Origin of the sequence: Nonomuraea sp. NPDC052116, assembly GCF_040680035.1 — a bacterium.
Lineage (GTDB): Bacteria > Actinomycetota > Actinomycetes > Streptosporangiales > Streptosporangiaceae > Nonomuraea > Nonomuraea angiospora_A.
Genome location: NZ_JBFAWA010000002.1, coordinates 446,798 through 472,679 on the forward strand (window position 1 = coordinate 446,798; position 25,882 = coordinate 472,679).

Below are 25,882 nucleotides of genomic sequence, written 5' to 3' on the forward strand. Positions count from 1 at the left end.
GGCTCAGACCGCGGTGACGCCGCCGGTGGCAAGACTGCTGCGGCGGCGGCTCAGGGTGGCGCCGGCGGCGAAGGCCAGGGCCGCGCAGCCGAGCTGGGCCAGGACCGTGGAGGTGGGTATCCACAGCAGGTCCCCGAGGTCGCCGAGGGCGGCCGCGGGCAGGAACAGCACCAGCGCCGCCCGCCTCCCCAGCTCCGACCGGCACGCGACGCCGGCGGCCAGCGAGACCACGACGAGCCAGGGCACGGGTTTCCAGACCACGACGTCGTGATGGTCGATCACGTTCACCCAGCGCACGATGGCCTTGCTGGCCGTCAGCCCTGCCAGCGCGAGCGGCCCCCACAGCAGGAAGGACCTCCAGGGAATGAGCGCGAGCGCACGGCGCGCCCCGGGCAGGAAGGCGGCGACGACCGCCGCCACCTGCGCCAGCAGGACCAGGCCCGTGTTCGGCTGCGCCAGATGCACCAGGAAGGTCCGCACACCGTCCGGTGACGACAGGACGAACAGGTCCAGCCCGTTCCAGGGGTCCGCCAGGTAACGCGCGAGCGCGACCGCGCCGAGCACGGCGATCCATCGGCGGCCGAGCAGCACCGCCAGCGCGGGCAGGCCCGCGACGACGATCGGCTCGACGAGGTACAGGACCCAGATCGGTTCCCGGAACAGGTCGGCACCGATGCTCCGCGCGGACTGCACGATCTCTACGATCCTCAGCAGCACAACCGCGAGCGCGGTGTTCAGCATCAGCAGCGGCCACAGCGCCACGGCCACGGCCAGGCCCTCGCGCCAGACGGGCCCCGAGACGGGCCCGAACGCCCGCCGGACGTGCACGCGCAGCGCCCCCCACAGCAGGTCGGCCGCGTCGGCGGGATGCGGGCGGGTCTGGCCGGGCCGCGCTCCGGCCAGCAGCACGCCGATCATCTCCTCCTCGTGCCGCTCCCGGTGATCGCGCGGGTAGCAGGCCAGGAGGCGGCGGTAGCGGGCTTCGAGCGGGCTCATGCCACGCCTCCCGCCCCCGCGGCGCGCAGGCGCGCGGTGGCCGCCCGGGCGTGCCTGCGCAGCCTCTCGGCCTCGGCCGCCAGCCTGGCCGCGCCGTCGCCGGTGAGCCGGTAGTAGCGGCGCACCCGCCCGTCCACGATCTCCTCCCGGTCGGCCTCGATGAGGCCCTCCGCCTGGAGGCGGTCGAAGGCGGCGTACAGGGTGCCGGCGCGCAGGCGGACCTGGCCGTCGGAGATGCGCTCCACGTCGGTGATGACGCCGTACCCGTGCTGCGGCCCGGCCGCCAGCGCGGTCAGGATCAGGAACGTGGGCTCCTGCATGGATTTCATATGATCAATATATATCGATGATCTGACTATCGGCAGCCGAATGAGCAAACGAGCGGAGCGCCCGGGGCTAGAGCACGGTGATGCCGCGGGCGGCCAGGATGGCGTTGGCCTGGGTCTGGTTGATGATCGCGCCCGCGAACGCACGCAGCTTCGCGTCGTCCGGCTCGCCCAGGTCCGCGCCGCGCAGATCGGCCTTGTTGAACTTGGTCTGGAGCAGGCGCGACCCGATGAACCGGCAGTCGCTGAACGTGGCCTCCGTGAAGTCGCACCCCGACAGGTCGGCGTCGTCGAAGCGGACTCCCTCGATGACCTCCGCGCGCAGGGAGCACCCGCCGAGGTTGGCCAGGGTCAGGTTGGAGCGGGCGACCTTGAAGCCGGTGCCGCGCGAGCCCGTCAGCGCGGCGCCGATCATGCGGCACCCCGTGAACGAGACGTCCGTGAGGAGCGCGCCGCCGAACTGCGCCGAGGACAGGTCCACGTCGGTGAACGTCACGTCGATGAGGTCGGCGTCGTTGAAGCGGGTCCGCATCCCGCCCCCGCCCGTGAACGAGGCCCCGTCGAGGTCGGCCTTGCGGAAGTCGGTCTGGTCCAGCACGCACGACTCGAACCTGGCCCCCGCCAGCGGGGCGCCCCACAGGTCGGTCTCCGTCAGGTCGCACTCGCGGAAGACATGTGTCTCGTCCGCCGGGAGCCGATCGGCCAGCGCCTTGCGGGAAAGATCCTCGCCGTCGAAGTTCACGGGATCAGAGCCTACCGGTGAGCACCTCCGCCGCGGCCTGCCCGCAGACCCGGGCGGAGCCGTACGTGGCGATGTGGACGGCGCCCAGGTCCGACCGCTCGGGCAGCCCCATCTCCACCACCACGGCGTCGGGCCGGGCGCTGAGCAGGTGCCGCAGCGCCTGCTCCTGCCAGGCGTGCCGGTGCACGTCCCGGACCACGATCACCAGGGGCCGCCCGGTGGCCTCCCCGAGCAGGCGCTCCAGCGCCGAACCCGTCGTGTCCCCCACCTCCAGCCGGGTCACCATGGTGCCCGGCAGCAGGCGGGCCAGCGGCTGCCCGACGCCCCACGGCGTGTTCCTGTCGATGGCCAGGTTCATCACGGGGGCCAGCTCCACCACGGACGCGGCCGAGGTCAGCGGCAGCACGGGGGCGGTGGACCGGCGGGTGATCCGGATCGCCCGGCGCGCGGCGGCCAGGCCCACGGAGCCGTCGCGGGACGCCTGGCTGCCCGAGGAGGCGGCCCACGAGGCCAGCTCGCGGACCCTTCGAGCGGCGTCGGCCAGCCGTTCCTCGGGCAGCAGTCCCTGGGTCACCGCCGTGGCGATCGCGTCGCGGATGCCGGCGGCGGTGGCCTCGTCGGCCCGCTCGCCGCCGACGCAGATCGCGTCGGCCCCGGCGGCGATGGCACGGGCGGAGGCGCCCCCGATCCCGTACGCCCCCGCCACCGCGGCCATCTCGATGCCGTCAGTGATGATCATTCCTTCGAACCCGAGCTCCTCCCGCAACAGCCCGGTGAGCACCTTGGGGCTGAGCGTGGCGGGCAGCTCGGCGTCGTACGAGGGCACGAGGAGGTGGCCGGTCATGACGGCCTTGACGCCCTCCTTGATCGCCTCCCGGAAAGGGAGCAGCGCGTCCTCGATCCCGTCGGCCACCACGGGCAGGCCGTGATGCGAGTCGACCGAGGTGTCCCCGTGCCCGGGGAAGTGCTTGGCGCACGCGGCCACGCCCGCCGACTGCAGGCCGCGGACGAACGCCCTGGTGTGCCGGGAGACCAGGACCGGGTCCGCGCCGAAGGCCCGCAGGCCGATGACCGGGTTGTCCGGGTTGGAGTTCACGTCGGCCGAGGGGGCGAAGTCGAGCGTGATGCCCGCCGCCACCAGCTCGCCGCCGAGGTCCCTGGCCAGGGCCTCGGTCAGGACCACGTCGTCCACGACGCCCAGCGCGTACCCTCCGGGGCGGCTGCTCCCCGTGGCCACCTCCAGTCGCGTGACCTCCCCCGACTCCTCGTCGATGCCGACGAGCACCGAGGGGTTCTCCGCGCGCAGCGCGGCGGTCAGCCGGGCCACCTGAGCCGGGTCGGCGATGTTGCGCGAGAACAGCGCCACGCCGGCCAGCCCCTCACCGAGCCGGCGGCGCAGCCAGTCGGGAGGCGTGTGCCCGGCGAAACCGGGAAAGAGGACGGCGTCGGCAAGGCGAAGCAGGTCACCGCTCAAGGGCATGACCCGAAATCTAATAGGAAAGTTTCCTATTTGCTAGAGGTATTTTCTGACGTCAGCACCTTCTTTCAGGAAGGCAGGCGCTCGATGACGGTGACGTTCGCCTGCCCTCCTCCTTCGCACATGGTCTGCAGGCCGTACCGTCCGCCCGTGCGCTCCAGCTCGTGCAGCAGCTTCACCGCCAGCACGGCGCCGGTCGCGCCGAGGGGGTGGCCGAGCGCGATGGCGCCGCCGTTCGGGTTCACCTTGGCGGGATCCGCGCCGGTCTCCTTGATCCAGGCCAGGACGACCGGCGCGAACGCCTCGTTGATCTCGATCGCGTCGAAGTCGCCGATGGACAGGCCCGTCATGCCGAGGGCGCGGGCGGTGGCCGGGATGGGGGCGGAGAGCATCACGATCGGGTCGGCGCCGCGGGCCGACAGGTGGTGCACGCGGGCGCGCGGGGTCAGGCCGTGCTCCCGTACGGCCCTGGGTGAGGCGACGAGCAGGGCCGCCGCGCCGTCGGAGATCTGGGACGCCAGGGCCGCGGTGAGCCGGCCGCCCTCGACCAGGGGCTTGAGCCCGGCCATCCGCTCGATCGTGGTGTCCCGGCGCGGGCACTCGTCCGTGGCCACGCCCTCGTAGGGGGCGATCTCGCGCACGAAGCGCCCGGCGTCGATGGCGTGCAGGGCCCGGCGGTGCGACTCGTACGCGTACCGCTCCATCTCCTCACGCGACAGGTCCCAGGTGGCGGCCATCTGCTCGGCCCCCGCGAACTGGGAGACCTCCTGGGTTCCGTACCGCCCGACCCAGCCCTTGGACCCCCCGAACGGCGTCTCGTGGCCAAAGGCGCGGCCCGCGAGCATCGCGGCCGAAATGGGGATCATGCTCATGTTCTGCACGCCGCCGGCCACCACCAGGTCGCTCGTGCCGGACAGCACGGCCTGGGCGGCGAAGTGCAGCGCCTGCTGGGACGAGCCGCACTGGCGGTCCACCGTGACGCCGGGCACCTCCTCGGGGAGCCCGGCCGCGAGCCAGCAGGTGCGGGCGACATCCCCGGCCTGCGGGCCGATCGTGTCCACGCAGCCGAAGATCACGTCGTCGACGGCCGCCGGGTCGGCGTCCGTCCGGTTCATCAGCTCCCTGAGCACGTGCGCGCCGAGATCGGCGGGATGGGCCGCGGCCAGGCCGCCGTTCCTGCGCGCGACGGGGGTGCGGACGGCTCCGACGATGTACGCCTCGTTCACCATCATCGCATCGTAGCAAGCGCTTGGTACGGCACGGAATGCCGCATGAGCTGCGTCAGTTAGGTGAACAAGCGATTGTGCGAGGGCTCATAATGGTGTCGTGACCACGCGTAAGAACTCCGGCACCACGACCACCCCGGCCAAGCGTCAGCGCGCGAGCTCGGGGTCCGCCTCCGAGCGCCGCGACCACCTCGTCAAGCTCGCCGCGGAGCTCTTCGCACGTAAGGGCTTCCAGGCCACGACAGTACGTGAGATAGCCGACGAGGCAGGCATCCTCTCCGGAAGTCTCTACCACCACTTCGACTCCAAGGAGACGATCGTCGACGAGGTGCTGTCCACCTTCCTCGACGACCTCATCGCCCGCTACCGCGCGGCGGTCGACACGAGCGCCGACGCCCGCACGGTGCTGTCGGAGATGGTCCGCATCGGGTTCGGCACGCTGGAGCCGCACCGCGCCGCGATCACCGTCATGCAGAACGACTGGAACTACCTGCGGCAGTTCGAGCGGTTCAACTACCTGGTCAAGGCCGAGGACGAGGTCGAGCAGATCTGGGTGACGCAGATCAAGGCGGGCCAGGCGGCCGGGCTGTTCCGGTCCGACGTCGATCCGAAGCTGACGTACCGCATGATCCGCGACACGATCTGGGTCGCGGTGCGCTGGTTCCGTCCCGGCGGCCGGCTCAACACGGCCGGGCTGGCCGAGCACTACATCACCGTGCTCTTCGACGGCCTCGGCACCGGCGAGCGCACCACGCAAAAGGGATGAGCCTCGGCAAGGCAGTGCGGCTGGCGCTGCAGGAGGCGGCGGAGCCCGGCAAGGCCGAGGCGATGCGCACGTACATGAAGTCGACGATGCCGTTCCTCGGCGTCCAGGCGGTGCGCAGGCGGGCGGCGCTGCGGCGGGTGTTCGCCGAGCACCGGCTGGACACCGCGCCGGAGTGGCGGCGGGCCGTGCTGGCGCTGTGGCGCGAGGCCGAATACCGCGAGGAGCGCTACGCCGCCGTCGAGCTGTCCGGCTACCACCTCTACCGCGACTACCAGACCCTCTACACGGTGCCGATGTACGAGGAGATGATCGTCACCGGGGCCTGGTGGGACCTCGTCGACGAGCTGGCCACCCACCGCGTCGGCGGGCTGCTGACCACCTACCCCGACTCCATGCGGCCGCTCATGCTGGAGTGGGCGCACGACCGAGACCTGTGGAAGCGGCGCACCGCGATCCTCAGCCAGAACCGGTTCAAGGAGCGCACCGACACGGCCCTGCTGTACGCGTGCATCGATCCGAGCCTGTCGGACAACGACTTCTTCGCACGCAAGGCGATCGGCTGGGCGTTACGCGAATATGCCAAGACCAACCCCGACGAAGTGCTCCGCTACGTCAACGCCAAGGGCATCACGGGCCTGAGCCGCCGCGAGGCGCTCAAGAACCTCCCCCTCACCTAGTCCACAGGGCGTCCTGGACGGCCTGCACCAGAGCCATCAGCTCCGGCGTCACCCGCTCCTTCGACCAGGCCAGCGCGTACGTGATGCGCAGGTCGCCGGCGTCGAGCGGCACGAAGCGCACGTCGTCCCTCCTGATGGTCCTGGCCAGGAGCTGCGGGATCGGCAGCAGCCCGGCGCCCGCGGCCACCAGGTCGAGCGCGGCCGCGAAGTCGTCGTCGGCCGCCATGCGCGAACGCCCCGGCAGCCCCGGCCACGGGCGGCTGCCCGGCGTGAGCAGCACCTGCCCGCCCAGCTCGCCTGGGGTGACCTTGGCCCTGGAGGCCAGCCGGTGACCCGCGGGCACGGCCAGATGGTCGACCGTCACGTGAAACCTGGCCGCCGTCACGAACTGCGCCGGCGCCGGAGTGGCCAGGATCGCGGCCGAGACCTCGCCGTCCGCCAGCGCCCGCACCGCCGCGCCCCGGCCCGCCGCCCGCAGCTCCACGCCGATCGCCGGAGTGCGGCCCGCCAGCCGCCTGACGATCCGCGCCGCCAGCGTCCCGACGAGCGGTGGATAAGCGAGATGAATGGTCGGCCTGGCCAGCCGGGCCGACTCGGCCTCGAAGGCGCCGACCGACTCGATCACCTGCTCCGCGTACGGCAGCAGCGCCTTGCCCTCCGCCGTGAGCCGCACGTCGCGGGCCGTCCGCTCGAAGAGCCTGACCCCGGCGGCGCGCTCTAGCCGGGTGATGGCCTGGCTCATGGCGGGCTGGGACATCCCCAGGTCGGCGGCGGCCCTGGAGAAGCTGAGCCGCTCCGCGACCCTGGCGAAGCAGTGCATCTCCTTGAGCATAAGCAGCACCAATCCATGATGCACGAGCTCCCGAGTGCTCGGCAGGATGCCTGCGATCAGCCGAACGAGATCAAGGGAGTCAGAGATGTCCCCATTCCCCAAGTCCACGGTGCTCGGGTATCCGAGGATCGGGCCGCGGCGGGAGCTGAAGCGGGCGCTGGAGTCGTACTGGGACGGGCGGTCGAGCCGGGCGGAGCTCGAGCGGGTGGGGGCCGGGATCAGGGAGCGGACCTGGCGCAGGCTCGCCGAGCTGGGGCTGGAAGGGCTGCCGTCCAACACGTTCTCGCTGTACGACCAGGTGCTGGACACGGCGGTGCTGCTGGGCGCGGTGCCCGCGCGCTACCGCGAGGCCGGCGACCCCTACTTCGCGATGGCCAGGGGCACCGAAGGGCTGGCTCCGCTGCGGATGACGAAGTGGTTCGACACGAACTACCACTACATCGTGCCGGAGATCGGCCCCGACACCGTGTTCAAGCTGGACGCGGCCAAGCCGCTCTCCGAGGTGCGCGAGGCGCGGGCGCTCGGGTACGAGACGCGGCCCGTGGTGGTGGGGCCGGTGACGTTCCTGCTGTTGGGCTCGGCGCTGGACCGGCTGGACGACGTGCTGGCCTGCTACGAGGAGCTGCTGTCCGCGCTGGCCGCCGAGGGGGTCTCGTGGGTCCAGCTCGACGAGCCCGCGCTGGTCGGCGACCGGACCGCCGAAGAGCTGGCCGCCGTGCGCGCCGCCTACTCGCGGCTCGGCTCCCTCGCCGCCCGGCCCGGGCTCTTCGTGGCCTCCTACTTCGGCGACCTTGGTGAGGCCCTCCCGGTCCTGGCCGAGACCCCGGTGGAGGCCATCGGGATCGACCTCGTCCGCGGCGCCGTGCCCGCGCTCGACCTGACCGGCAAGACCGTGGTGGCGGGCGTGGTGTCCGGGCGCGACGTGTGGCGCACCTCGCCCGGTCGCGCCCTGGCCGCCCTGGGCGCCGTGCGCGCCTCGGAGGTGGTGGTCAGCACGTCGTGCTCGCTGCTGCACGTCCCCTACGACGTGGAGGCCGAGCCGGAGCTGGACCCCGCGCTGAAGGGGCGGCTGGCGTTCGCCGAGCAGAAGGTGGCGGAGGTGGTGGCGCTCGCGCGGTCCCCGCTGCGGGAGGCGCCGCACACCGCGCCCTCCGTGGCGCTGCCCGCGCCCGTGGTGCCGGAGGAGCGCAGCCCGTACGCGGTGCGGGCGGCGGCGCAGGCCGAGCACCTGCGGCTGCCCACGCTGCCGATCACCACGATCGGCTCGTTCCCGCAGACCGGCTCGCTGCGCGCCGCCCGGGCCGCGCTCGCTTCGGGCACGCTCTCGCAGGCCGACTACGAGCGGCAGGTCGAGGCCGAGATCGAGCGCGTCATCCGGGTCCAGGAACGCCTCGGGCTCGACGTCCTCGTACACGGGGAGCCGGAGCGCAACGACATGGTGCAGTACTTCGCCGAGCACCTCGACGGGTTCGCCGTCACCAGGAACGGCTGGGTCCAGTCGTACGGCTCCCGCTGCACCCGGCCGCCGATCCTGCACGGGGACGTCGGCCGCCCGTCGCCGATCACGGTGCGGTGGGCCACGTACGCGCAGTCGCTCACGGACAAGCCGGTCAAGGGCATGCTCACCGGCCCCGTCACCATCGTGGCCTGGTCCTTCGTCCGCGACGACCTGCCGCTGCGCGACGTCGTCTTCCAGGTGGCGGACACCGTCCGGGAGGAGGTACGCGACCTGGAGGCGGCCGGGGTGTCGGTCATCCAGGTGGACGAACCCGCCCTTCGCGAGCTGCTCCCCCTGCGGCGGGCCGCGCAGGCCGACTACCTGGAGTGGGCGGTGGCCGCGTACCGCCGGGCCACGTCGGGGGCCGGCGACCGCACGCAGATCCACACCCACCTGTGCTACTCGGACGCCGACCAGATCCTGGCCGCCATCGACGGCCTGGACGCCGACGTGACCACCATCGAGTCGGCCCGCTCGGGCGCGCGCATCCTGGGCACGGTCGGGACCTTCGGGCGGGGGCTCGGGCCCGGCGTCTACGACATCCACTCGCCGCGGGTGCCCGCGGCCTCGGAGATCGAGGACCTGCTGCGCCGGACGCTGGCGGCGCTGCCGGTGGAGCGGGTCTGGGTCAACCCGGACTGCGGGCTGAAGACCCGGACGTACGAGCAGGTGGAGGCGTCCTTGGCGAACGTGGTCACGGCCACCCGCCGGGTCCGTGCGGACCTCCCCGCTCGCTAAGAGGCGTGGCGTTCGGCGAACTCCTCGATCGTCATCCCGAACAGGACCTCGTCGTCGTAACGGCCGTTGGCGTAGTGACTCCTGCGCCGGCGGCCCTCCTCGACGAACCCCAGCCGCTGGTGCAGCGCCAGCGACGCCTCGTTGGATCCGAAGACCCACGCCTCGGCCTTCTGGAAGCGGCGCTCGAAGAACATGTACCTCAGGAGCAGGACGACGGCGTCACCGGCGTACCCCTTGCGGTGGTGGGGCGTCCCGATGCCGATCCCGTACGCGAAGGTGCCGTGCACCCGGTCGACGCTGTGCGTGTTCATCATGCCGACCGGGGTGTTCCCGTCCCGGGTGGCGATCACCAGGCGCACATCGTCCAGGCCCTGGGTTCGCTCGGCCAGCTCGGCGGCCCACTTCCTGGCCCGCGCCGCCGACTGCGGCGGGTGGAGCTGCTCTCCGCTCCTGACCGCGTCGGAGTATTCGTCGAAGGAGTGGAACGCCTCCCAGTCCTCGGGCTCGATGGCGCGCAACCGTACGAGCTGACCTACCCATGCCGACGTCATGCCCGGCAGCAAACCACGCCCCCGCACACCGCCGCGAACGGTTTTCCCGCCGGGCGCGCGTCGCTATACCGCGACGAGCCGCACCCGCTCACCGCGGAGCTTGGCCATGTCGTCGATGTCGGAGGTGAGCAGGACGACCGGCCGCCGCTGCCGTACCGCCATCTCCGCCACGACCGCGTCGATCGCGTACTTGTGGCCGTGCAGCCCGGCCCCGACCAGCAGCGCCGAGGCGGCTCTCGCCTCCTCCTCCCCGACGTGCACGATCCGGGTGCCGGACAACAACCACGCGAGCCGGGATCGATCCGTCCGGCGGTGGGCGGCCTCGATGATGGTGAGGGCGCTGACCACCACTTCCATCCCGCGGCTTCGCGCTTCCGCAACCATGGCGACGACGGACGGCTGATCGCCCAGCAGTTTCGACAACCCTTCGCAGTCGAGGACGAGAGTCCCCTCATGCGTCAGCCTGCGGCGCGCCACGCCTCCTCCTCCGAGAACACCTCGTCGAACACCTGGCGGGCCCGCTCCTGCTCCTCCGCCGGCACAGGGCCGTTGCGGCGCTCGTAGTCGGCCAGATATTCGTCCAGAATCTGGCCACGCAGCTCGCGCTCCACCGCCGCGGCGATGAACGCGGAGAACTCCCGCTTGCCCACCCGGCGGCGGATCGCCTCAGCCGTCCCTTCGGCCAGGGAGAGGCTCACCCGGGTCGAGGGACCCTCACCGATGCTGTACAAGGTCTCAGCCATGGTTCCGAGATTATCAAACGAGTAGGAATTCAGGCGACGGCGAACTCGCAGGCGAAGACCGTGCGCTCCGGCCAGGCGAGCCTGCGACGCGACGAGGCCCTGGCCGTCTGCCGACGTCATGATCGGCGGCCGACCACACCGCGGCCCGCGTTCCATTTCGGAGCCGCTCTATTGCAGGGATTCGCCGGCTCTTATAAAAGCCGGCCGGATCGAGCTTTATTATTTGCTTTGATTGTGCTGTTCGTCATTCGGGGGCCGGCGCCATGGGGAGGTGCGCATGGGTTCTCACCCCCAGCTGCTCGTTGTCAGCAGGGGAATGGCCGGGATCAGGTTCGACATTCCCGGCGGGCACACCGAGATCGGAAGTATGCGGGGTTCGGGGATCCTGCTGGAGGTCGACGGCGTCAGCCGGCGGCACGCGTCGCTCGACCGGAACGGCGACCACGTGGTCATCAACGATCTCGGGTCGCGAAACGGTACCTGGCTCAACGGTCACAAGATCGCCGGTGGTCAAGTGCTCCGTGACGGGGACCAACTGCGGATGGGGTACGCGGAGCTGCGGTTCGTCCAGCCTGCCGGGACGGGTCCGTCAGCAGGTTACGAGTTCGGGGACGTACGCGGGCCGGTGAACGCGGGAAGCGGCATCCAGTACGTGGGCGGGCACCACCAGAACGCCGGCCGGGACATTTATGGCGACAGTTATGACGTTCAAGTCAACGCCGATTATGAGCCGTTCGACGAAGTCTTCCAGGGAAAAGGGTTCGGGCGCGTGCTCATGGTCCTCGGCTCATTGATCGCGCTCACCGGGTTCGGTATTTGGATGGCCCTCATCTTCGGCGCCATGGCCTCGAAGGATTTCTCGAACCCGATGACACAGGAGTTGATTCCCGGGATTCCCCAGGCACCAGCGGGTTTCGGTCTTTTCCTGGCCGGTGGGGTGCTCGCGGGGATCGGCTCGTCCATGTCCAAGGCCGCGCGCAAGCGCGCGGAGCAGCGCAGACGGCGGCGGCACGGGCCGCGGCCCTAGGGAGAGGTGACGGTTATGGGGGAGACCTTCCGTTTCGGGAACGTCAGCGGGCCGGTGAACGCCGGGAGCGGCACACAGTACGTGGGCGGACATCACCAGACCGCCGGGCGGGACATCCACGGCGTCGCGGGACACCAGCTCGCCGGCCAGGGCCTCCACGCCGACCTGGACGCCATCAGGAGCGCCCTGGACGAGCTGAGGCTGTCCGCGGCCGAACGCCAGAGCGCGGAGCGCGAACTGTCGGCGGTCGAGGACGCGGTGGGCGGAGAGACCCCCGACAGGGAGCAGGCCGGCCGGCACCTCCAGGAGCTCACCTCGGGGCTGGAGCGTGCCGGAGCGCTCGCCGACTCCGGCGCCACGTTGATCGATGCCCTGGGCCGCATCGCCCAGTGGCTCGGCCCGCTGGGCGCCGGAGTGCTCGCCCTCCTCGGCCACTGACGCCCAGGGGTCGGGCCGTACCACCCGACTGGGAGCACGTCCGAACTCCCATCGCCCCTTCGCCGAACCCGCAGCCATATGCGCCGGCCTGCCCATGCCGCCGCTCGTGTGTTCGCCCTGCTCGTCCAGCGGCTCGGGACGGGCCCCGCGCGCGTCCACCTCGACATCCACACCGACGACCTGGAGGCGGAGACCGCACGCCTGGAGGCCCTCGGGGCTCGACGGCTGCGGCTGGTCAACGATCATTGGTGCGTCATGGAGGACCCCGCCGGACTGCCTTTCTGCGTCATCCCCCAGCCCCCGGGCTCCCTGAACGACCAGAACGCCCAACGCTGGGACGACTGACACCGCCTGACCGGCGACGGACCACGCGCACCTCGTCTCCGCAGCCGGTGAAATGAGCCGAATCGGGGCTCATCGCGAACCGGTGTCACGCCCCAAGCAACGCAGACCGACGTCCCCCACCCAGCCGAATCCGAGCCGCCGTCCCCACATCACCTTCATCATCCGTGGGCGGCACCGTTACTCGGTCGCCGCGCTTCGGGGCTCACGCCGAAACCTCAACCGGCCCGAAGTCGCCCGTGGTGGCCTTGCGAGCCTCGGCGTAGCGTGCGGGATCCGCCTTGATGCGGGCTGTTGCCCGCCACCCGGCGATGACCTCCTGCGTCGTGGTGTCGACTTCCAGCTCAGCAGCGTCGGAAAGCGCCTCGACCAGTTCGAGGGTGAAGGCGCGCAGTTCGTCCACCGTGAGGTGGCGAACCCAGGGAAAGACCTCGGGCATGGCGATGACCAGTGTGCGCGCGTTGGGGTCGTGCTTGATCAAGGCGAGGAACAGACGTGACGCGGTAGCCAGAGTCTGCTCCCGCTGCTCCGCACGGTCGGCTGTGGTCAGATAGAAGTCCGGGGCGTCACGGTGGGTGACGCGCACACGACCCAGCCGCGCCGCACGCTCAGCGACGGCGCGAGGATTCCTGGACAGGTCGGAGAAGGTGACAGCGTCGGCATGGCTGGTACTCACACCGCCAGAATAAATCAGAACACATTCTGATGCCGGTTTTCCGAGCGACGCTCATCGTGAAGCGCCCCTGGGTACCGCAGGTGCCGCGCGCATGCCGGAGCTCCGCTTGTTTTATCGTTTTTCGATGCTATCGTGAGCTATGTTCTCATCGAAAAACGATAAAGGAGACCGGCGATGCCCGCCAGCTCGACAGCAACCGTGCCCTCGGCAGTCGGCGCGTGGACTCGGCGTCTGCACGCGCTTCTGACCACCGTTCTCGTCCTTGGTGTGCTCGCTTCCCTCGCGCGGCTGATTGCCGACGTCATCCTTGCCCTGCCGACGGTGAAGGCAGACTACGGCTTCACCGGGCTCTGGCCGTCGCATGCCCGCGCGTCGCTCGACGGAGCTCTGGCCCCGGGAGTACGCGCGGTGGACGTCATGATCGAAGCGACCCTCTACGATCCGGCGCGCGCGCCCTTGCTGGCCGCTCTGCACCTGCTCACATGGCTGCCTGGCGCGCTGGTGATGCTCTTCTCCCTGTTCTGGCTCGTCCGCATCACCAGCCGGGGTGTGGCCGGCGACCGTGCGCTGTTCTCCGCCGACGCGGTGCGGGACCTGCGGAGGATCGGTGCGGTCCTCACCCTTGGCTCACTGGTGGCCTGCGCCCTCGACTTCGCGGCGAAGAGCGTGGCGGCCCGAATGATGACCATCGACGCGTATGTGGTGCCCGGCGACGTCGACTGGCCGCTCGTCGCCGTGCTGATGGGTGTGGGAGCGTTCGTGGTGGCGGAAGTGATCGGGCGCGGCCTGGCCATGCTCGACGAGATCGAAGGCACGATCTGAGTGCCACCAGGCGAGCTCAACGGGCGCATCGAGATCCGGCTCGATGAGCTGCTCGCTCAGCGCGGCATGACGTTGACCGAGCTGTCCCACCGGGTCGAGGTAACGATCGCCAACCTGTCCATCCTCAAGACCGGCAAAGGCAAGGCCATCAGATTCTCCACCCTGGCCCGGCTGTGCGAGGTGCTCGAATGCCAGCCGGGAGACCTGCTGCGCTACACGGACAATCCCGCCGACGCCGGGGCTCGCTGAGCTTGCCACCTGAGGGCCACGCTCGGCAGCCATTGGTGGCCGCAGCGTCGAGCGCGAGGGGCCCGGCCCAAAAGGGCGTAGGCATGCGACAGATGAGGGCGATGCAGAACCTCCCGCTCGAAGAGCGCTCAAGAAATCACGCGCTGCTGACGGTCGAGGATCAAAACACCCTCTTAGACTTTGCCCTCCGCTGTCACCTTGGCACGCCGGTGCCCTTGAATCTCCGCAAGGAACTCCTGCTCGCCCGGCTCCACAGCTTCCTCGCCGTCGGCACGGCCGACATATTCGGCCCGAATGTCCTTCCAACGTACGTAACCCATCATGATCGGCCTTCCTCTTCCGCGCGCCCAGCGAGATGCCACTCTTCGGCATCCGCCTCGTCAGGGCTGCTCTTCCAAAGATTTCTGGAGGCGGGTGCCGGCATGCTCGGGCGAAGCCTGCGCCTGGATAAGGACGTCTTCGCGGAGCGAAGGCCTCCAGGGGTCGGGACCAGGCCCGACTGGGGGCGACGCCTGAGCTCTCCGAGCGCGAAGCGCCCCAGGCGAAGACCGTGCGCGCCGCCAGGCGCCGTCGTCGGCCACGTGCCGATGTGTCAGTCGAGCAGGCCAAGATACTGAGCGAGCCGGCCTTGAACCTGGGTCAACAGGTCTTCGTCCAGCACGCCGGTGCGGTCTTCGAGGGCGTACTTCGGTAAGGGCTGCACGGCCGGGATCCTGATCCAGCATTTCTTGACGGCTCCACCCTGGCCTTTGGCGAGTTGCACGTCGAACCGCGTCCGGCGCGAAGTGGAGCCAGAGATGGGACAAGCGAGAATGAACGGCCATTCAGGATCGCTGTTGGACTGAGCTCCGGTGACGACCACCACGGGACGTCGCTCGTCGTGGACCACTCGTTCTTCTTCAGGGATGAGACGAAGCGTCTTGTCGGTGACGAGATAAACGCCTCCGACGATGTAGGGCCCCGGCACCTACTCCTCCAAGAGTCGGCGGATCGCCTCCGCCCGATGCTCTGCGAGGTGACGGATCTCTTCCGCGAGATCCTCGATACCACCAGGCTCGTCCTCAGGCAGCGGATTGCGCTCCACCCACCGGCGGAGCGAAGCCAGTCCGGAGCCCAGGTCGGGCAGAGGTGGCCCTCCAGCAAGGTCTAGTCGCGCGTCGGCCCGACGCTGTCTACTCGCCTCCCTCATGGGAAGCGTCTGGCACGTGAGGTCACACAACTGGCCTGGTGAAAGTCGCCCGTAGTCGGCCAGAACGGCCTGCATGATCATGGCGAACTCGACGCTCACCACCGTCCGAGGAACATCGACCAGGTGAATGGTCCACTCACGACGACCGGCGAAAGGATCCGCACTCTCATCAAGGATGATCACGCCCGCCTCACGAAGGTCACGCTCGACCTCGACCAGACGGAAGCTGTGGGGACCGCTGGCGCTCCAACGCCATTCGAGGCCGGAGCCGGCGGGCAATCCCCGCTCGACTGCGCGGAGGTCGGCCAGATAGAGGAGATGGGAGAGCTTGGTGCGGCTCACACGCGTGCCGGTCGCCCGGGCGGTCGCCAGCAGATAGGCGACTGCCGCCGCAGAGCCGCGAAGGGGCACAGGGGCCGACACGATGTCCAGTGTAGGCATCGGGCGCACCATGACCGGCAGCTCCTCACACCGCAATCGTAGCTCTTGGTGTCTGAGATTTTACCCTCCGCTGTCACCTTGGCAAGCCGGTGCCCTTGAATCTCCGCAGGGAGCTCCTGCTCACCCGGCGCCCAGCGAGATGCCGCTCTTCGGCGTCCGCGTCTTCAAGGCTGCTCTTCCAAGGATTTCTGAAGGCGGGCGCGGGCGAAGCCTGCGCCTGGATAAGGACGTCTTCGCGGAGCGAAGGCCTCCAGGGGTCGGGACCAGGCCCGACTGGGGGCGACGCCTGAGCGCGAAGCGCCCCAGGCGAAGACCGTGCGCGCCGCCAGGCGCGTCCCGGGACGAGCGCAGCGAGGACCGCTCGGGGCGGGCTCCAGCAGGCCCACCCCGGAATCGGGCGACGGGTGGGTGGCGCTTGCGCGACCTAGCCGAAGGTCCAGGCCAGGTGGGTCAGGGCGGCTTCGGCGTAGTGGTGGGGGCCTGTGCTCAGGCCGTACGCCAGGTCCTCGATGAGTGCGCATCTCGCGTAGAAGAGGATCCGGGCGCGGTCCGCCTCGTCCAGGGAGAAGGCGTAGTGCGACACCGTCAGCTCGAAGATCTCGGGCCCCAGGTCGCGGTAGATCAGGGCGAAGTCGTGGGCCGGGTCGGTGAGGGCGGCGTCGGTCCAGTCGATGACGCCGGTGATCGTGCTGGTGGCCGCGTCCGTCAGCAGGTGCTCGGTGCCCAGGTCGTTGTGGCAGAAGCGGAGCTCGCCGGCCTCGTCCGGCGGCGGCTCGCGGAGGAAGCGCTCCACCAGGTGGCGCTGTTCCTCCGGGACGTGGGCCTCGACGTCGCGGTAGTCGAGCTCCGCGTCCTGGAGGAGGGTCAGCGCCGGGTAGGTGTCCAGCGGCGCGAGGTCGCGCATCCTGTCAGGAGAGGCGCCGTGCAGGGCGCTGAGGAACTCGGCCAGAGGCTGCGCCAGGAGCCGGGGGTCGGCGGCGGGGTGCCGGTTGAGGGGCTCGCCCGGGAGCTTGCTGTACGCGATCGCCCCCGACTCGTCGTCGGCGAAGACCACCTCGGGGACCGGTAGCGGGGACAACTCCCTGACGGCCGCCAGGCGGGCGACCTCCTGGCGGTTCTCCTCGGGGGTCGTCGCCTTGTTACGCCGTACCAGTAATTCGTTGTTGACCTCGTACACCGTGTTGTCGAGGCCCTGGCCCAGCCGATCGATGGAGCGCACCCGATAGTCGGGGAGATGGCGGGCCAGCAGCGCGCGGATTTCGCCAGTCACACCCCGCAGCCTAAGCCCCCGCTACTTGAGGGCTCCAGAGGTCAGGCCGCTCTGGATCTGACGTTGGAAGACCGTGTAGACCGCCAGCATCGGCAGGATCGCCAGGGTCAGGGCGGCGAAGAGGGCCGACCAGTCCTGGTCGTATCCGGCGGCGGTGGAGATGTCGGCGATGCCCATGGGGAGGACCCACTTGTCGCGCTCCTGCAGCAGCACCAGGGGCAGCTGGTACTGGTTCCACTGGCCCAGGATGTTGAAGATCGTGATGCTGATGATGCCCGGCTTGGCCATCGGCAGCATGATCTGGAAGAAGACGCGGGTGTGCGACGCGCCGTCCACCATCGCCGCCTCCCCCACCGCCGTGGGCAGCGTACGGAAGAACGCCGACAGGAAGAAGACCGTGAACGGCATCGAGTACGCGATGTAGACCAGGACCAGGCCCGCATGCGTGTTCAGGCCGATGAAGGGGCCGATGAGCGGCACGTTGCCCATGTTCTGGACGACGAAGAAGAGCGGGGTCAGGGCCAGGTAGACGGGAAAGGCCAGACCCGAGACGAAGAGCAGGTAGATCGCCCGGTTGCCGCGAAAGGGATAACGCGCCAGCACGTACGCCGCCATCGACCCGATGAGCATCGTCCCGAACGTGCTGAACGCCACGACGATGACGCTGTTGAGCATGTACTGCCCGATGTGCGCCTGCTCCCAGGCCCTGGCGAAGTTGTCCCAGTGCAGCGTGGCCGGCAGCGACCAGGCGTCACCGAAGATCTCGTCCTCGCTCTTGACCGAGGCCAGGAACGTCCACAGGATCGGCACGATCACCAGCAGCGCCCACACCAGCAGCGCGACATGCGTCAGCACGCCCAGCGGGCCGAGCCGGCGCCTGCGCTCCTGGCGGGCGAGCCTGCGGGAGTTCGCCGCCGTCCACGAGATCGTCGTTGTCATCAGTACTCGATTCGTTCGCGCCGCGAGAGGCGCAGCGAGAGGATCGCGAAGCCGACGGTGAAGAGGAACATGATCACGCCCAGCGCCGAGGCGTAGCCGAAGCGGAAGTACTGGAACGCGTTGCGGTAGATCTCGGCGGCCATGACCGTGGTCGACCAGTCGGGGCCGCCGTGCTGGTCGGTCATCACCCAGACGATCGCGAACACGTCCAGCGCCAGGATCCCCAGATAGACCCAGGCCACCTGTACGGTGTCCCAGAGCAGCGGCAGCGTGATGCGGAAGAACAGGCTCACCCGGCCGGCCCCGTCGATCTGCGCGGCCTCGAACATGTCCCTGGGGATGGAGGCCAGGCCGGCGGAGAAGAGCACCACGTAGAAGCCGACCGCCTGCCACACCATGACGCCCAGCACCGACCAGAACGCCACGTCGGGATCGGACAGGAAGCCGATCGGCCTGACCCCGAGCGCCATCAGCGGGCCGTTCAGCATGCCGCTGCCGTCCGGCCGGAACACCTGCTGGAACAGCACCGCCACCACCGTGACGGCCAGGACCTGCGGGAAGAAGAACACCACGCGGTAGAACTTCGACCCGCGGATCCCCGACGTGCCCTGCGCGCCGCCCACGTTGAGGAGGAAGGCGAAGAACAGGGCGATGACGATCGTGATCAGCGGCAGCAGCACGAGCAGCGCGCCGTTGTGCGTGACGGCCTTCCAGAACGTGCCGTCGCCGAAGAGCCGCTTGAAGTTGTCCAGGCCGATGAACGTGGGCGTGGCCGTCACGCCGCGCCAGTCGGTCATCGCGATGTAGAACGCCTGGATGTACGGCGAGATCACGTAGACCAGGTAAAGGATCACCGGGGCTGCCAGGAACGAGGTGATGAACAGCCCGCGGCGATACCTGTTGAAGATCATCAACGCTTGTACTTCTTGATCGAGGAGTCGTTCTTGATCTCGTCGGCCTTCTTCTGCAGGCGCTCGAGGTAGGCGTCCGGCTTGAGCCCGCCGGTCATCAGCTCGCCGGTGGCGGCGATGGCCTCGTCCTTGAGCTGGGCGTACCAGGTCTGCCAGCGGTAGTAGACGACGTTCGTGCCCGCGGCGGCGAACGCCTTGGTCGCGCTCTCGGCGCCCGGCGACAGCTGCCGTCCCTCGCCCGCGCCCTTGACCACGGAGACCGTCTTGACCATCTCGCTGAAGTCGCCCGCCGCCTTCTTCGACAGCATGGCCCGCAGGTACTCCATGCCGCCCTGGGGGTTGGGGGACTTGGAGGGCACGATGAAGTTCTCGCTCGGCTGGCTGTGCAGGCTGCCGTACGGCAGCTTGTCGGAGCTGCCGAAGTCGGGGATCGGGAACATCCCGTACTCGAAGTCGGCCGGGGTGGTCGTCTTCTGCTCGTTCTCCAGCCAGGAGCCGGAGGGCAGCATGGCGACCTTGTACTTGTTCTGGGCCGTCTGGGTCTGCACGTGGTCGAGGCCGGCGGTGCCCTCCATGAGGTACTTGGCGCCGATCTCCGCCCAGGCGGTGGCCGAGGTCTTCATGGCGTCGCTCTTCCAGGCGCCGTCCTCGAGGTTGTCGATGTTGACGAGCACCTCGGCGCCGCCGATCTTGGCGGCCATGGTGAGCAGCGGTTCGTACAGGTACTGCGGGAACTTCCCGGCATAGGTGAAGGGCGCCATCTTGCCGGACTTCTTGATGGTCTCGCAGAGCTTGAGGAACTCGTCCCAGGTCTTCGGGGCCTCCCAGCCGTTGTCACGGAAGGCCTTCTGCGAATACCAGATGCCGAAGATGTAGTTCACGTAGCCGAGCACGCTGAAGGTGCCGTCGTACGTGCCGAGGTCGATGACGGCCTGGTCGATGGTGTCGCGGACCTTGGTGTTCGGGTCGTCCCAGCTGGGCGCGTCGAGCAGCGGGGTGAGGTCCTGGAGCTGGCTGTCCTGGGCGAGCGCGCCGAAGTCCATGGCGTTCGCGCCGGAGTTGTCGATCACGTCCGGCGGGTTGCCGCCGGCGAAGCGCGGCTGGAGGACCTTGGTGATCTCCTTGGTCGCGTTGTGCTTGATCTCGACGTTCGGGTGCTTGCTCTTGAAGAGCGGCTGGTGGATGTTCTTGGCGTAGTCCTGGCCGAAGCCGCCGTCGAAGATCCACACCTCCAGCGGCTTGTTGTCCGCCATGCCGAACGGGTTGGCCGCGCTGGTCGCGACCGGCGCCGCCGAGGACGACGCGGTGGGCTTGGCGGCCGGTGTGGCGCAGGCGGCCAGCGCGCCGGCCACGGGTACGAGTGCGGCGCCGCGAAGGAGCTCACGCCGGCTGATATGGGGGGTGTTGGGCATATGACTGCTCCTGACTTTCTATGATCCGCGTCGGATACGGCCTGCGTAGCGGCTCTCCAGGGCCTTGTTGTGCTCGTCGCCGCCGGTCACGTTGACCGACATGTAGATCGGGGGCGTCTCGCCCATGGCCACGAGCTCGTCCACCGCCCGGGTGACCACCATCTGCGCGAGCAGCGCCGAGGTGACCGTGGACACGGCTCCGTACGTGCCGCCGCCGGGCAGCTCGAGGATGGCGTCGCCGTACGGCGCCCCGTTGTCCAGCACGACGTCGGCCAGGTCGAGCAGCTTGCGGCCCGACGGGTGGCGCGAGGTCATCTGAGTGCTGTGCTTGACCGAGGTGAGCGCGATCAGCGGGTGCCCGCGCTCCTTGACGAGCGTGGCCAGCTCGACGACCGTGCCGTTCACGCCGGAGCTGGAGATCAGCACGAACACGTCCTGCGGCGCCACCGGCGCCAGGTCGTAGATCTCGTGCGCGATGGCCGGGTCGCGCTCCAGCTCGGAGGTCAGCACGCCGGGCGCGTGGCCCCCGTACAGGACGAGGTCCCTGGGCGAGAGGCGGTTGCTGGGGACGAGGCCGCCGGCCCGTCCGGCGATCTCCATGGCGATGGCCTCGGAGTGTCCGGAGCCGAACGCGTTGACCACGCCGCCCGCCCGGATCGAGGCCACGATCAGCGCGGCCGCCTCCCGTACCGGCTCGGCCTGGCTCTCCGTGACCTGGCGTGCCAGATCGAGGACCTCGGTTGCGTACGTCATTCAGCCTCTCTCCACCCGATGGCTCTCCACGGCGCTGATCGTGCGCTCGAACGCCTCGTTGGTGCGTTCGTAGGTGCGCTGGGCCACCGCCACGTACACGGCGTCCAGCACGAACAGCTGCGAATGGACGGCGGCCAGCCCGCCGAGCCGGAACGTGGTCTCCCTGCTGGCCGTGGTCAGCACCAGGTCTGCCAGCTCGGCCAGCGGCGAGCGGGCGAAGGAGGTGACCGCGACCGTCAGCGCGCCGTGGCTGCCGGCCTCGGCCAGCGCCTCCATGACCTCGCGGGTGCGGCCCCGGTGGCTGATGCCGATGGCCACGTCGCCGTCCTTGAGCAGGGCCGCCTCCGACAGGGCCACGTGCGCGTCGCCGGCGCTCCAGCCGGGGACGCCGATGCGGCGCAGCCGGCCCTCGAACATGGCGGCGACGTTGCCGCTGGTGGAGACGCCGACCAGGAGCACGCGCGGCGCGGCCACGATCGCGTCGGCCACCTTGGCGACGATGTCGAGGTCGAGCTGCGCGGCGGTGTCCTGGATGAGCCTGGCGTCGGCGGCGGCCATCACCTCGATGGCCGAGTCGAGCGGGTCGTCCGGGCCGATCTCGTGGCCGACGCCCGCTCCCCAGCCCGCCTGCGCGGCCCGGCCGGTCTCGGTGGCGAGCGCGACGCGCAGCTCGGCGTACCCCGAGAAGCCGAACGCCCGGCAGAATCTCGTCACGGTCGCCGGCGAGCTGCCGGCCCGCTCGGCGAGCGCGATGATGGTCGAACGCGCCGCCTCGGCAGGATCGCCGAGAATCACCTCGCCGACTCTGCGCAAAGCTTCCGGCAAACCGGGTAGTTCTGTTTCGACGCGCCCAAGCGCTCCTGAAGTCACGAATATTCCTTCCGAATACCCGGTCTTCTGGCGAAAATTATTCTTGCTTCCGGTCCGCGTCAACCCCCAGACTCGGACCGTGACTGAATCGCTAGTGGTCGGTGTCGACGCCGGGGCCACGTCCACGCGGGTCGCCGTGCACGCGCTCGACGGCACCAGGGTCGGCTACGCCCGGGCTGGCGCGGGCAATCCCACTGCTCACGGGCTGGGCAAGGCGGTGGCCAACGTGGCCGCCGCGCTCGGTGAGGCGCTGGGGGCGCATGATGGCCGGCGGGTCGTGGCGTCGCTGACCGGGGTGGCGGGGCACGTGGCGGAGATGGTGCCCGAGCTGGCGAAGGTCTGGGCCGGGCACGGCATCGCGGAGGGGCCGCGCTACATGGGCGACACGCCGATCGCCTACGCCGCGGGCTCGCCGGAGCCCGACGGCTCGCTGCTGCTGTCGGGCACGGGGGCGGTGGCGGCCAGGATCGTGGGCTTCCGGCTCGACGCCATCGCCGACGGGCTGGGCTGGCTGCTGGGCGACGAGGGGTCGGGCTTCTGGATCGGCCGCCAGGCCGTCAAGGAGGTGGTCGGCGCCCTCGACCGCGGCGCGCCGCCCACCGGCGCGCTGGCCGAGCTCGTGGTGGAGCACTTCCTCGGCGACGAGCGGCCCGCCGCGCCGCGTGCCGTCGCCGACCGCATCGTACGGCTGGCGCAGGCCGACCACATGCGCCTGGCCGCGCTGTCCTCGCTGGTCAGCCAGGCCGCCGAGGCAGGCGACGAGGCGGCGCTCCAGGTCACGCGGGAGGCCGCCGAGCGCCTGGTCGCCACGCTCGGACGCGTACACGTGTCCGGTCCGGTGGTGCTCGCCGGAAGCGTGCTCACCAGCGAGGGTCCGGTACGCCAGGCGGTGGTGAAGCTGCTGGCGGACAAGAACGTCACGACGGCGGGGGACGCGGCGGGCGCGGCGGCCTGGCTGGCGGCCCGGGACCTGCTCCCGGAGGCGGACGCGAAGGCCCTGCACACCGCGTTCACCGCCGTCAGCCCTTGACGGCCCCCGCCGTCATCCCGGTGCCCACCCGGCGCTGCAGGAACAGGAAGAGCAGCAGCGCGGGCAGCGCGAACAGGCTGGCGGCGGCCATCGTGGCGCCCCAGTCCGTGCCGAAGACGTCGCGGAAGGACGACAGCCACACCGGCAGCGTGCGCTTGTCCTGGTCCTTGATGATCAGCACGTTCACGAACGCGAACTCGTTCCACGCCGTGATGAACCCGAACAGCGACGTCGCCATCAGCCCGGGCGCCAGCAGCGGGAAGACCACCCGGCGGAAGGCGGCCAGGCGGCCGCACCCGTCCACCTGCGCCGCCTCCTCCAGCTCCGGCGGGATCGCGGCCAGGAACCCGCGCAGCGTCACGATCGTGAACGGCAACGTGATCATGAAGTAGACGCCGGTCAGCATCGCCAGCGAGTCCAGCAGCTCGGTGTCCCTGGCGATGATGAACACCGGCACCAGCAGCGCCTCCCACGGCGCCATCTGCGCCGCGAACACCGCGATCACGAACGCCCCTCTCCCCCGCCAGCGCATCCGGGCCACCGCGAACGCCGCCAGCAGCGCCGTCACCAGCGCGACCAGCACCGCGACCACGGTGACGACGAGGCTGTTGCGCCAGTAGGTCCAGAACCCCGGCGCGTTCACCGCCGTCACGAAGTGCTCCAGGGTCGGGTGCGCCGGCCAGAACGTCGGCGTGGCCGCCTGGATCTCCCCGGTCGGCTTGAACGCGGTCAGGAACATCCAGTAGACCGGGAAGATCGTCATCACGAGCACGACGACCGCGGCCGCGTTGAGCGTCAGCCTCTTCACTGGCGGACCATCCTTCGCAGGTTGCTGACCAGGGCGACGGCGAGGATGACGACGGTGAGCATGGCGACCGCCGAGCCCAGGTCGTACCGGTGCAGCACCCGGGCGATCTTGAACGCGTACACCGGAAGGGTGGTCGTGGCGCCGTCCGGGCCGCCCTGGCTGAGCACCCAGATCTGCGGGAAGCACTTGGCCACCCAGATCACCTCCAGCGAGGCGACCAGGGCGAACAGTTGCCGCAGCATCGGCAGGGTGACCTTCCAGAAGACCTGTCGGCCGGTGCCGCCGTCGATCCGGGCGGACTCGTACAGCTCCACCGGAATGGTGGTCAGCCCGGCGTAGAGGGTGAGCGCGGCGAACGGCACCGACTGCCACACGACGAGGACCACGAGCACGGCGAACGTGGCCGTGCCGTCGGCGAACCACGGGTAGCCGCGGAAGGAGTCGAACCCGAGCGCGACCAGCAGCCAGTTCACCACCCCGAGCTCCGACTGGAACAGCCACTGGAACACCGTCGTGGCCGCGATGATCGGGGTGGCCCAGGCCAGGGCGAGGGCGCTCATCAGGGCCAGGCGCAGCCCGCGGCGCAGGCGGGCGAGCATCAGCGCCACGCCGGTGGACAGGACCACGATCAGCACCACGTTGATCGCGGTCCACCCCAGCGTGCGCCACAGCACCCGCCAGAACTCCTCGCCGGCCAGCAGCTCGGCGTAGTTGTCCAGACCGGCGAAGGCCGCGCCGCCCCTGATCAGCTCCCCCATGCGGAAGTGCTGGAAGGAGATCACCGCGGCCTTGAGCATCGGGTAGAGCAGGAGGAAGGCCCCGCCCGCCACCGTGGGCGCGATGAGCAGGTAGGGCCACGGGCTCCTGGTGCCGCGCATTCAGGACCCGCTGTTCAGGGTCGTGGTGATGGACTCCGAGACCTTCTTCGCCTCCGTCGCGGGGTCGGCGCCGGTGAGCACGGCGGTCATGTACTGCTTGATCACGGAGGTGGCCTCGACGGCGGCCCAGTTGGGGGTGTTCGGGGTGGCGCGGCCGCCCGCGGCGCCCTTCGCCATGGCCGCGGTGCCCTCGTCGCCGTCCAGCACGCCGGCCAGCGAGGTGCGGTTGGGCACGAAGCTCATCGTCTTGGCCAGCTCGGTCTGGAACCGCTCCCCGGCCAGGGCCCGGACCAGCTCGTACGCCGCCTCCTGGCGCTTGGACGCGGCCGGGATGATCAGGTCGGAGCCGCCCGTGAAGACGGTGCCGGGTCTGTCGGCCGTCTTGCCCGGGATGGGGAAGAAGCCCATCTTGTCCTTCAGCTTGGGGTCCACCTCCAGGACGCGGGCGGCGATGCCGGGGACGGCGATGACCTGGGCCACCTTGCCCTGGGCGAAGACCTCGTGCTGGGGCGGGTTGGCCTCGTCGGCGTCCTTGGGGCCCTTGCCGAGGGCCTGGAGGCGCTGGTAGAAGTCCATCCCGGCCAGGGCCTGCGGGGTGTCGAGGGCGCCCTTCCACTTGCCGCCCTCCTGGACGGCCAGGTCGCCGCCCTCGTCCCAGATGAAGCCGGCCAGGGCGTACCAGGTCTGCCCGGTCAGATAGATGCCCTGATTTCCGTTTTTATTTAGCTTTGCGGTGATATTTAGCCATTCATCCCGCGTTTTCGGGGGCTCCTTGATGCCGGCCCCGGCGAACAGGTCCTTGTTGTAGACGACCACGCGGTTGGCGGCGTACCAGGGGATCCCGTACTGCTTGCCGTCGACCTTGCCCGGCTGGGCCAGGCCCGGCAGCCAGTCCTCGCCCTTGAGCTCGGCGATCTTGCCGGTCAGGTCCGTGACGCCGCCGCTGGCCGAGTACTGGGCGACCTGGGTGTTGCCCACCTCGATCACGTCGGGGGCGTCGGTGCTGGCCAGGGCGGCGGTGACGCGCTCGCCGATGCCGTCCCACGCCTGGATCTGGAGGTCGAGGTCCACGCCCTTGTGCGCCGCCTCGTACTCGGTCTCGAACTTCTTCAGCAGGTCCTGCGTGACGCTGCCGTCCATGATCCAGACGGTCAGCCTGGCGGGGCCCGCGGACGTCTTGGGCTCCTCGGCGGCGCCGCACGCGGCCACCGCGAACACGGCCGCCAGGGCCAGGATGCGGTTCTTCATGGCGATC

31 protein-coding genes are annotated in these 25,882 nt (G+C 69.9%); 9 read left to right on the top strand and 22 right to left on the bottom strand.

From position 1 onward, the window contains the following. Nucleotides 1-3 precede the first annotated feature (3 nt). From AB0L65_RS04960 to AB0L65_RS04980, 5 genes are all read right to left on the bottom strand, one after another. Nucleotides 4-996, bottom strand: a complete 993-nt coding sequence (locus AB0L65_RS04960) for a hypothetical protein (protein ID WP_364240322.1) — start codon at nt 994-996, stop codon at nt 4-6. After that, nucleotides 993-1,325, bottom strand: a complete 333-nt coding sequence (locus AB0L65_RS04965) for a helix-turn-helix transcriptional regulator (protein WP_363967765.1) — start codon at nt 1,323-1,325, stop codon at nt 993-995. Before AB0L65_RS04965 ends, AB0L65_RS04960 begins: the two co-directional genes overlap by 4 nt. Nucleotides 1,326-1,392: 67 nt before the next feature. After that, nucleotides 1,393-2,064 carry a pentapeptide repeat-containing protein gene (locus AB0L65_RS04970; RefSeq protein WP_364240324.1) on the bottom strand — a complete coding sequence of 224 codons (672 nt, stop codon included), beginning with the start codon at nt 2,062-2,064 and terminating at the stop codon, nt 1,393-1,395. 4 nt (nt 2,065-2,068) lie between these two features. Next, entirely contained in the window at nt 2,069-3,544 is a 1,476-nt protein-coding gene (locus AB0L65_RS04975) for a glycoside hydrolase family 3 N-terminal domain-containing protein (protein WP_364240326.1), read from the bottom strand. Between the two features lie 65 nt (nt 3,545-3,609). After that, on the bottom strand, nt 3,610-4,767 hold the full coding sequence (locus AB0L65_RS04980; RefSeq protein ID WP_364240588.1) for an acetyl-CoA C-acetyltransferase: 1,158 nt from the start codon (nt 4,765-4,767) through the stop codon (nt 3,610-3,612). 100 nt (nt 4,768-4,867) lie between these two features. Here AB0L65_RS04980 and AB0L65_RS04985 point away from each other — a divergent pair, with 100 nt between their 5' ends. Together AB0L65_RS04985 and AB0L65_RS04990 are read left to right on the top strand one after the other, a co-directional pair. Further along, nucleotides 4,868-5,533 carry a TetR/AcrR family transcriptional regulator gene (locus AB0L65_RS04985; protein ID WP_364240327.1) on the top strand — a complete coding sequence of 222 codons (666 nt, stop codon included), beginning with the start codon at nt 4,868-4,870 and terminating at the stop codon, nt 5,531-5,533. Further along, nucleotides 5,530-6,210, top strand: a complete 681-nt coding sequence (locus AB0L65_RS04990; protein ID WP_364240329.1) for a DNA alkylation repair protein — start codon at nt 5,530-5,532, stop codon at nt 6,208-6,210. Before AB0L65_RS04985 ends, AB0L65_RS04990 begins: the two co-directional genes overlap by 4 nt. On the opposite strand, the gene AB0L65_RS04995 is transcribed toward AB0L65_RS04990, so the two are convergent. Next, nucleotides 6,203-7,042 (bottom strand): LysR family transcriptional regulator, encoded by an 840-nt coding sequence (locus AB0L65_RS04995; protein ID WP_364240590.1) that lies wholly within the window; start codon nt 7,040-7,042, stop codon nt 6,203-6,205. The two genes, AB0L65_RS04990 and AB0L65_RS04995, sit on opposite strands and share 8 nt — an antisense overlap. Before the next feature lie 85 nt (nt 7,043-7,127). Here AB0L65_RS04995 and metE point away from each other — a divergent pair, with 85 nt between their 5' ends. Further along, nucleotides 7,128-9,278 carry a 5-methyltetrahydropteroyltriglutamate--homocysteine S-methyltransferase gene (metE, locus tag AB0L65_RS05000; protein ID WP_364240331.1) on the top strand — a complete coding sequence of 717 codons (2,151 nt, stop codon included), beginning with the start codon at nt 7,128-7,130 and terminating at the stop codon, nt 9,276-9,278. On the opposite strand, the gene AB0L65_RS05005 is transcribed toward metE, so the two are convergent. From AB0L65_RS05005 to AB0L65_RS05015, 3 genes are all read right to left on the bottom strand, one after another. After that, the gene (locus AB0L65_RS05005; protein ID WP_364240333.1) at nt 9,275-9,829 is read right to left on the bottom strand and encodes a GNAT family protein; all 555 of its coding nucleotides are present in this window, start codon (nt 9,827-9,829) and stop codon (nt 9,275-9,277) included. The two genes, metE and AB0L65_RS05005, sit on opposite strands and share 4 nt — an antisense overlap. A gap of 63 nt (nt 9,830-9,892) precedes the next feature. Beyond that, nucleotides 9,893-10,306, bottom strand: a complete 414-nt coding sequence (locus AB0L65_RS05010; protein WP_364240334.1) for a DNA-binding protein — start codon at nt 10,304-10,306, stop codon at nt 9,893-9,895. Next, entirely contained in the window at nt 10,288-10,572 is a 285-nt protein-coding gene (locus tag AB0L65_RS05015) for a hypothetical protein (RefSeq protein ID WP_185071741.1), read from the bottom strand. The genes AB0L65_RS05010 and AB0L65_RS05015 overlap by 19 nt, the downstream gene beginning before the upstream one ends. Nucleotides 10,573-10,849: 277 nt before the next feature. Here AB0L65_RS05015 and AB0L65_RS05020 point away from each other — a divergent pair, with 277 nt between their 5' ends. The 3 genes from AB0L65_RS05020 to AB0L65_RS05030 all read left to right on the top strand — a co-directional run bounded on the left by AB0L65_RS05020 (nt 10,850) and on the right by AB0L65_RS05030 (nt 12,382). Continuing rightward, a complete protein-coding gene (locus tag AB0L65_RS05020; RefSeq protein ID WP_364240336.1) occupies nt 10,850-11,599 on the top strand; it encodes an FHA domain-containing protein in 750 nt (249 codons plus the stop codon). Between the two features lie 15 nt (nt 11,600-11,614). Beyond that, nucleotides 11,615-12,037: a hypothetical protein gene (locus AB0L65_RS05025; RefSeq protein ID WP_364240338.1), complete on the top strand. Its 423-nt coding sequence runs from the start codon at nt 11,615-11,617 to the stop codon at nt 12,035-12,037. Between the two features lie 78 nt (nt 12,038-12,115). Beyond that, the gene (locus AB0L65_RS05030) at nt 12,116-12,382 is read left to right on the top strand and encodes a VOC family protein (protein ID WP_364240340.1); all 267 of its coding nucleotides are present in this window, start codon (nt 12,116-12,118) and stop codon (nt 12,380-12,382) included. Between the two features lie 202 nt (nt 12,383-12,584). Here the strand turns inward: AB0L65_RS05030 and AB0L65_RS05035 are convergent, their stop codons facing one another. Continuing rightward, nucleotides 12,585-13,055, bottom strand: a complete 471-nt coding sequence (locus AB0L65_RS05035) for a hypothetical protein (RefSeq protein WP_364240341.1) — start codon at nt 13,053-13,055, stop codon at nt 12,585-12,587. Nucleotides 13,056-13,229: 174 nt separating this feature from the next. Between AB0L65_RS05035 and AB0L65_RS05040 the strand changes: the two genes are divergently transcribed. Both AB0L65_RS05040 and AB0L65_RS05045 read left to right on the top strand, forming a co-directional pair. Next, nucleotides 13,230-13,877: a DUF2975 domain-containing protein gene (locus AB0L65_RS05040; RefSeq protein ID WP_364240343.1), complete on the top strand. Its 648-nt coding sequence runs from the start codon at nt 13,230-13,232 to the stop codon at nt 13,875-13,877. After that, complete coding sequence (locus tag AB0L65_RS05045) at nt 13,878-14,126, top strand: helix-turn-helix transcriptional regulator (RefSeq protein ID WP_364240345.1); 249 nt, start codon at nt 13,878-13,880, stop codon at nt 14,124-14,126. A 173-nt stretch (nt 14,127-14,299) separates the two neighbouring features. Here AB0L65_RS05045 and AB0L65_RS05050 read toward each other — a convergent pair whose 3' ends face one another. The 9 genes from AB0L65_RS05050 to AB0L65_RS05090 all read right to left on the bottom strand — a co-directional run bounded on the left by AB0L65_RS05050 (nt 14,300) and on the right by AB0L65_RS05090 (nt 21,911). Then, complete coding sequence (locus AB0L65_RS05050; RefSeq protein WP_364240347.1) at nt 14,300-14,449, bottom strand: hypothetical protein; 150 nt, start codon at nt 14,447-14,449, stop codon at nt 14,300-14,302. A 269-nt stretch (nt 14,450-14,718) separates the two neighbouring features. Further along, nucleotides 14,719-15,093, bottom strand: coding sequence for a type II toxin-antitoxin system PemK/MazF family toxin (locus AB0L65_RS05055; protein WP_364240349.1), 375 nt, complete (start codon nt 15,091-15,093; stop codon nt 14,719-14,721). Continuing rightward, nucleotides 15,094-15,756 (bottom strand): hypothetical protein, encoded by a 663-nt coding sequence (locus tag AB0L65_RS05060; protein WP_364240351.1) that lies wholly within the window; start codon nt 15,754-15,756, stop codon nt 15,094-15,096. It abuts the gene before it with no gap. Between the two features lie 424 nt (nt 15,757-16,180). Then, on the bottom strand, nt 16,181-17,026 hold the full coding sequence (locus AB0L65_RS05065) for an aminoglycoside phosphotransferase family protein (protein WP_364240353.1): 846 nt from the start codon (nt 17,024-17,026) through the stop codon (nt 16,181-16,183). Between the two features lie 21 nt (nt 17,027-17,047). Continuing rightward, on the bottom strand, nt 17,048-17,965 hold the full coding sequence (locus AB0L65_RS05070) for a carbohydrate ABC transporter permease (protein WP_350724548.1): 918 nt from the start codon (nt 17,963-17,965) through the stop codon (nt 17,048-17,050). After that, nucleotides 17,965-18,876 (bottom strand): sugar ABC transporter permease, encoded by a 912-nt coding sequence (locus AB0L65_RS05075; protein ID WP_364240355.1) that lies wholly within the window; start codon nt 18,874-18,876, stop codon nt 17,965-17,967. The genes AB0L65_RS05070 and AB0L65_RS05075 overlap by 1 nt, the downstream gene beginning before the upstream one ends. After that, the gene (gene ngcE, locus AB0L65_RS05080) at nt 18,876-20,288 is read right to left on the bottom strand and encodes an N-acetylglucosamine/diacetylchitobiose ABC transporter substrate-binding protein (RefSeq protein ID WP_364240357.1); all 1,413 of its coding nucleotides are present in this window, start codon (nt 20,286-20,288) and stop codon (nt 18,876-18,878) included. The genes AB0L65_RS05075 and ngcE overlap by 1 nt, the downstream gene beginning before the upstream one ends. Before the next feature lie 18 nt (nt 20,289-20,306). After that, entirely contained in the window at nt 20,307-21,041 is a 735-nt protein-coding gene (locus tag AB0L65_RS05085; protein WP_350724543.1) for an SIS domain-containing protein, read from the bottom strand. Next, nucleotides 21,042-21,911: a MurR/RpiR family transcriptional regulator gene (locus tag AB0L65_RS05090; protein ID WP_364240359.1), complete on the bottom strand. Its 870-nt coding sequence runs from the start codon at nt 21,909-21,911 to the stop codon at nt 21,042-21,044. Between the two features lie 79 nt (nt 21,912-21,990). Between AB0L65_RS05090 and AB0L65_RS05095 the strand changes: the two genes are divergently transcribed. Continuing rightward, complete coding sequence (locus AB0L65_RS05095) at nt 21,991-22,941, top strand: BadF/BadG/BcrA/BcrD ATPase family protein (RefSeq protein ID WP_364240361.1); 951 nt, start codon at nt 21,991-21,993, stop codon at nt 22,939-22,941. Here AB0L65_RS05095 and AB0L65_RS05100 read toward each other — a convergent pair. Genes AB0L65_RS05100 through AB0L65_RS05110 form a run of 3 tightly spaced genes read right to left on the bottom strand, consistent with a single transcriptional unit; the run spans nt 22,931 to nt 25,875 of the window. Then, nucleotides 22,931-23,749 (bottom strand): carbohydrate ABC transporter permease, encoded by an 819-nt coding sequence (locus AB0L65_RS05100; protein ID WP_350724538.1) that lies wholly within the window; start codon nt 23,747-23,749, stop codon nt 22,931-22,933. The two genes, AB0L65_RS05095 and AB0L65_RS05100, sit on opposite strands and share 11 nt — an antisense overlap. Further along, complete coding sequence (locus AB0L65_RS05105) at nt 23,746-24,627, bottom strand: sugar ABC transporter permease (protein WP_363967799.1); 882 nt, start codon at nt 24,625-24,627, stop codon at nt 23,746-23,748. The genes AB0L65_RS05100 and AB0L65_RS05105 overlap by 4 nt, the downstream gene beginning before the upstream one ends. Beyond that, the gene (locus tag AB0L65_RS05110; protein WP_364240363.1) at nt 24,628-25,875 is read right to left on the bottom strand and encodes an extracellular solute-binding protein; all 1,248 of its coding nucleotides are present in this window, start codon (nt 25,873-25,875) and stop codon (nt 24,628-24,630) included. It abuts the gene before it with no gap. Nucleotides 25,876-25,882: the final 7 nt, after the last annotated feature.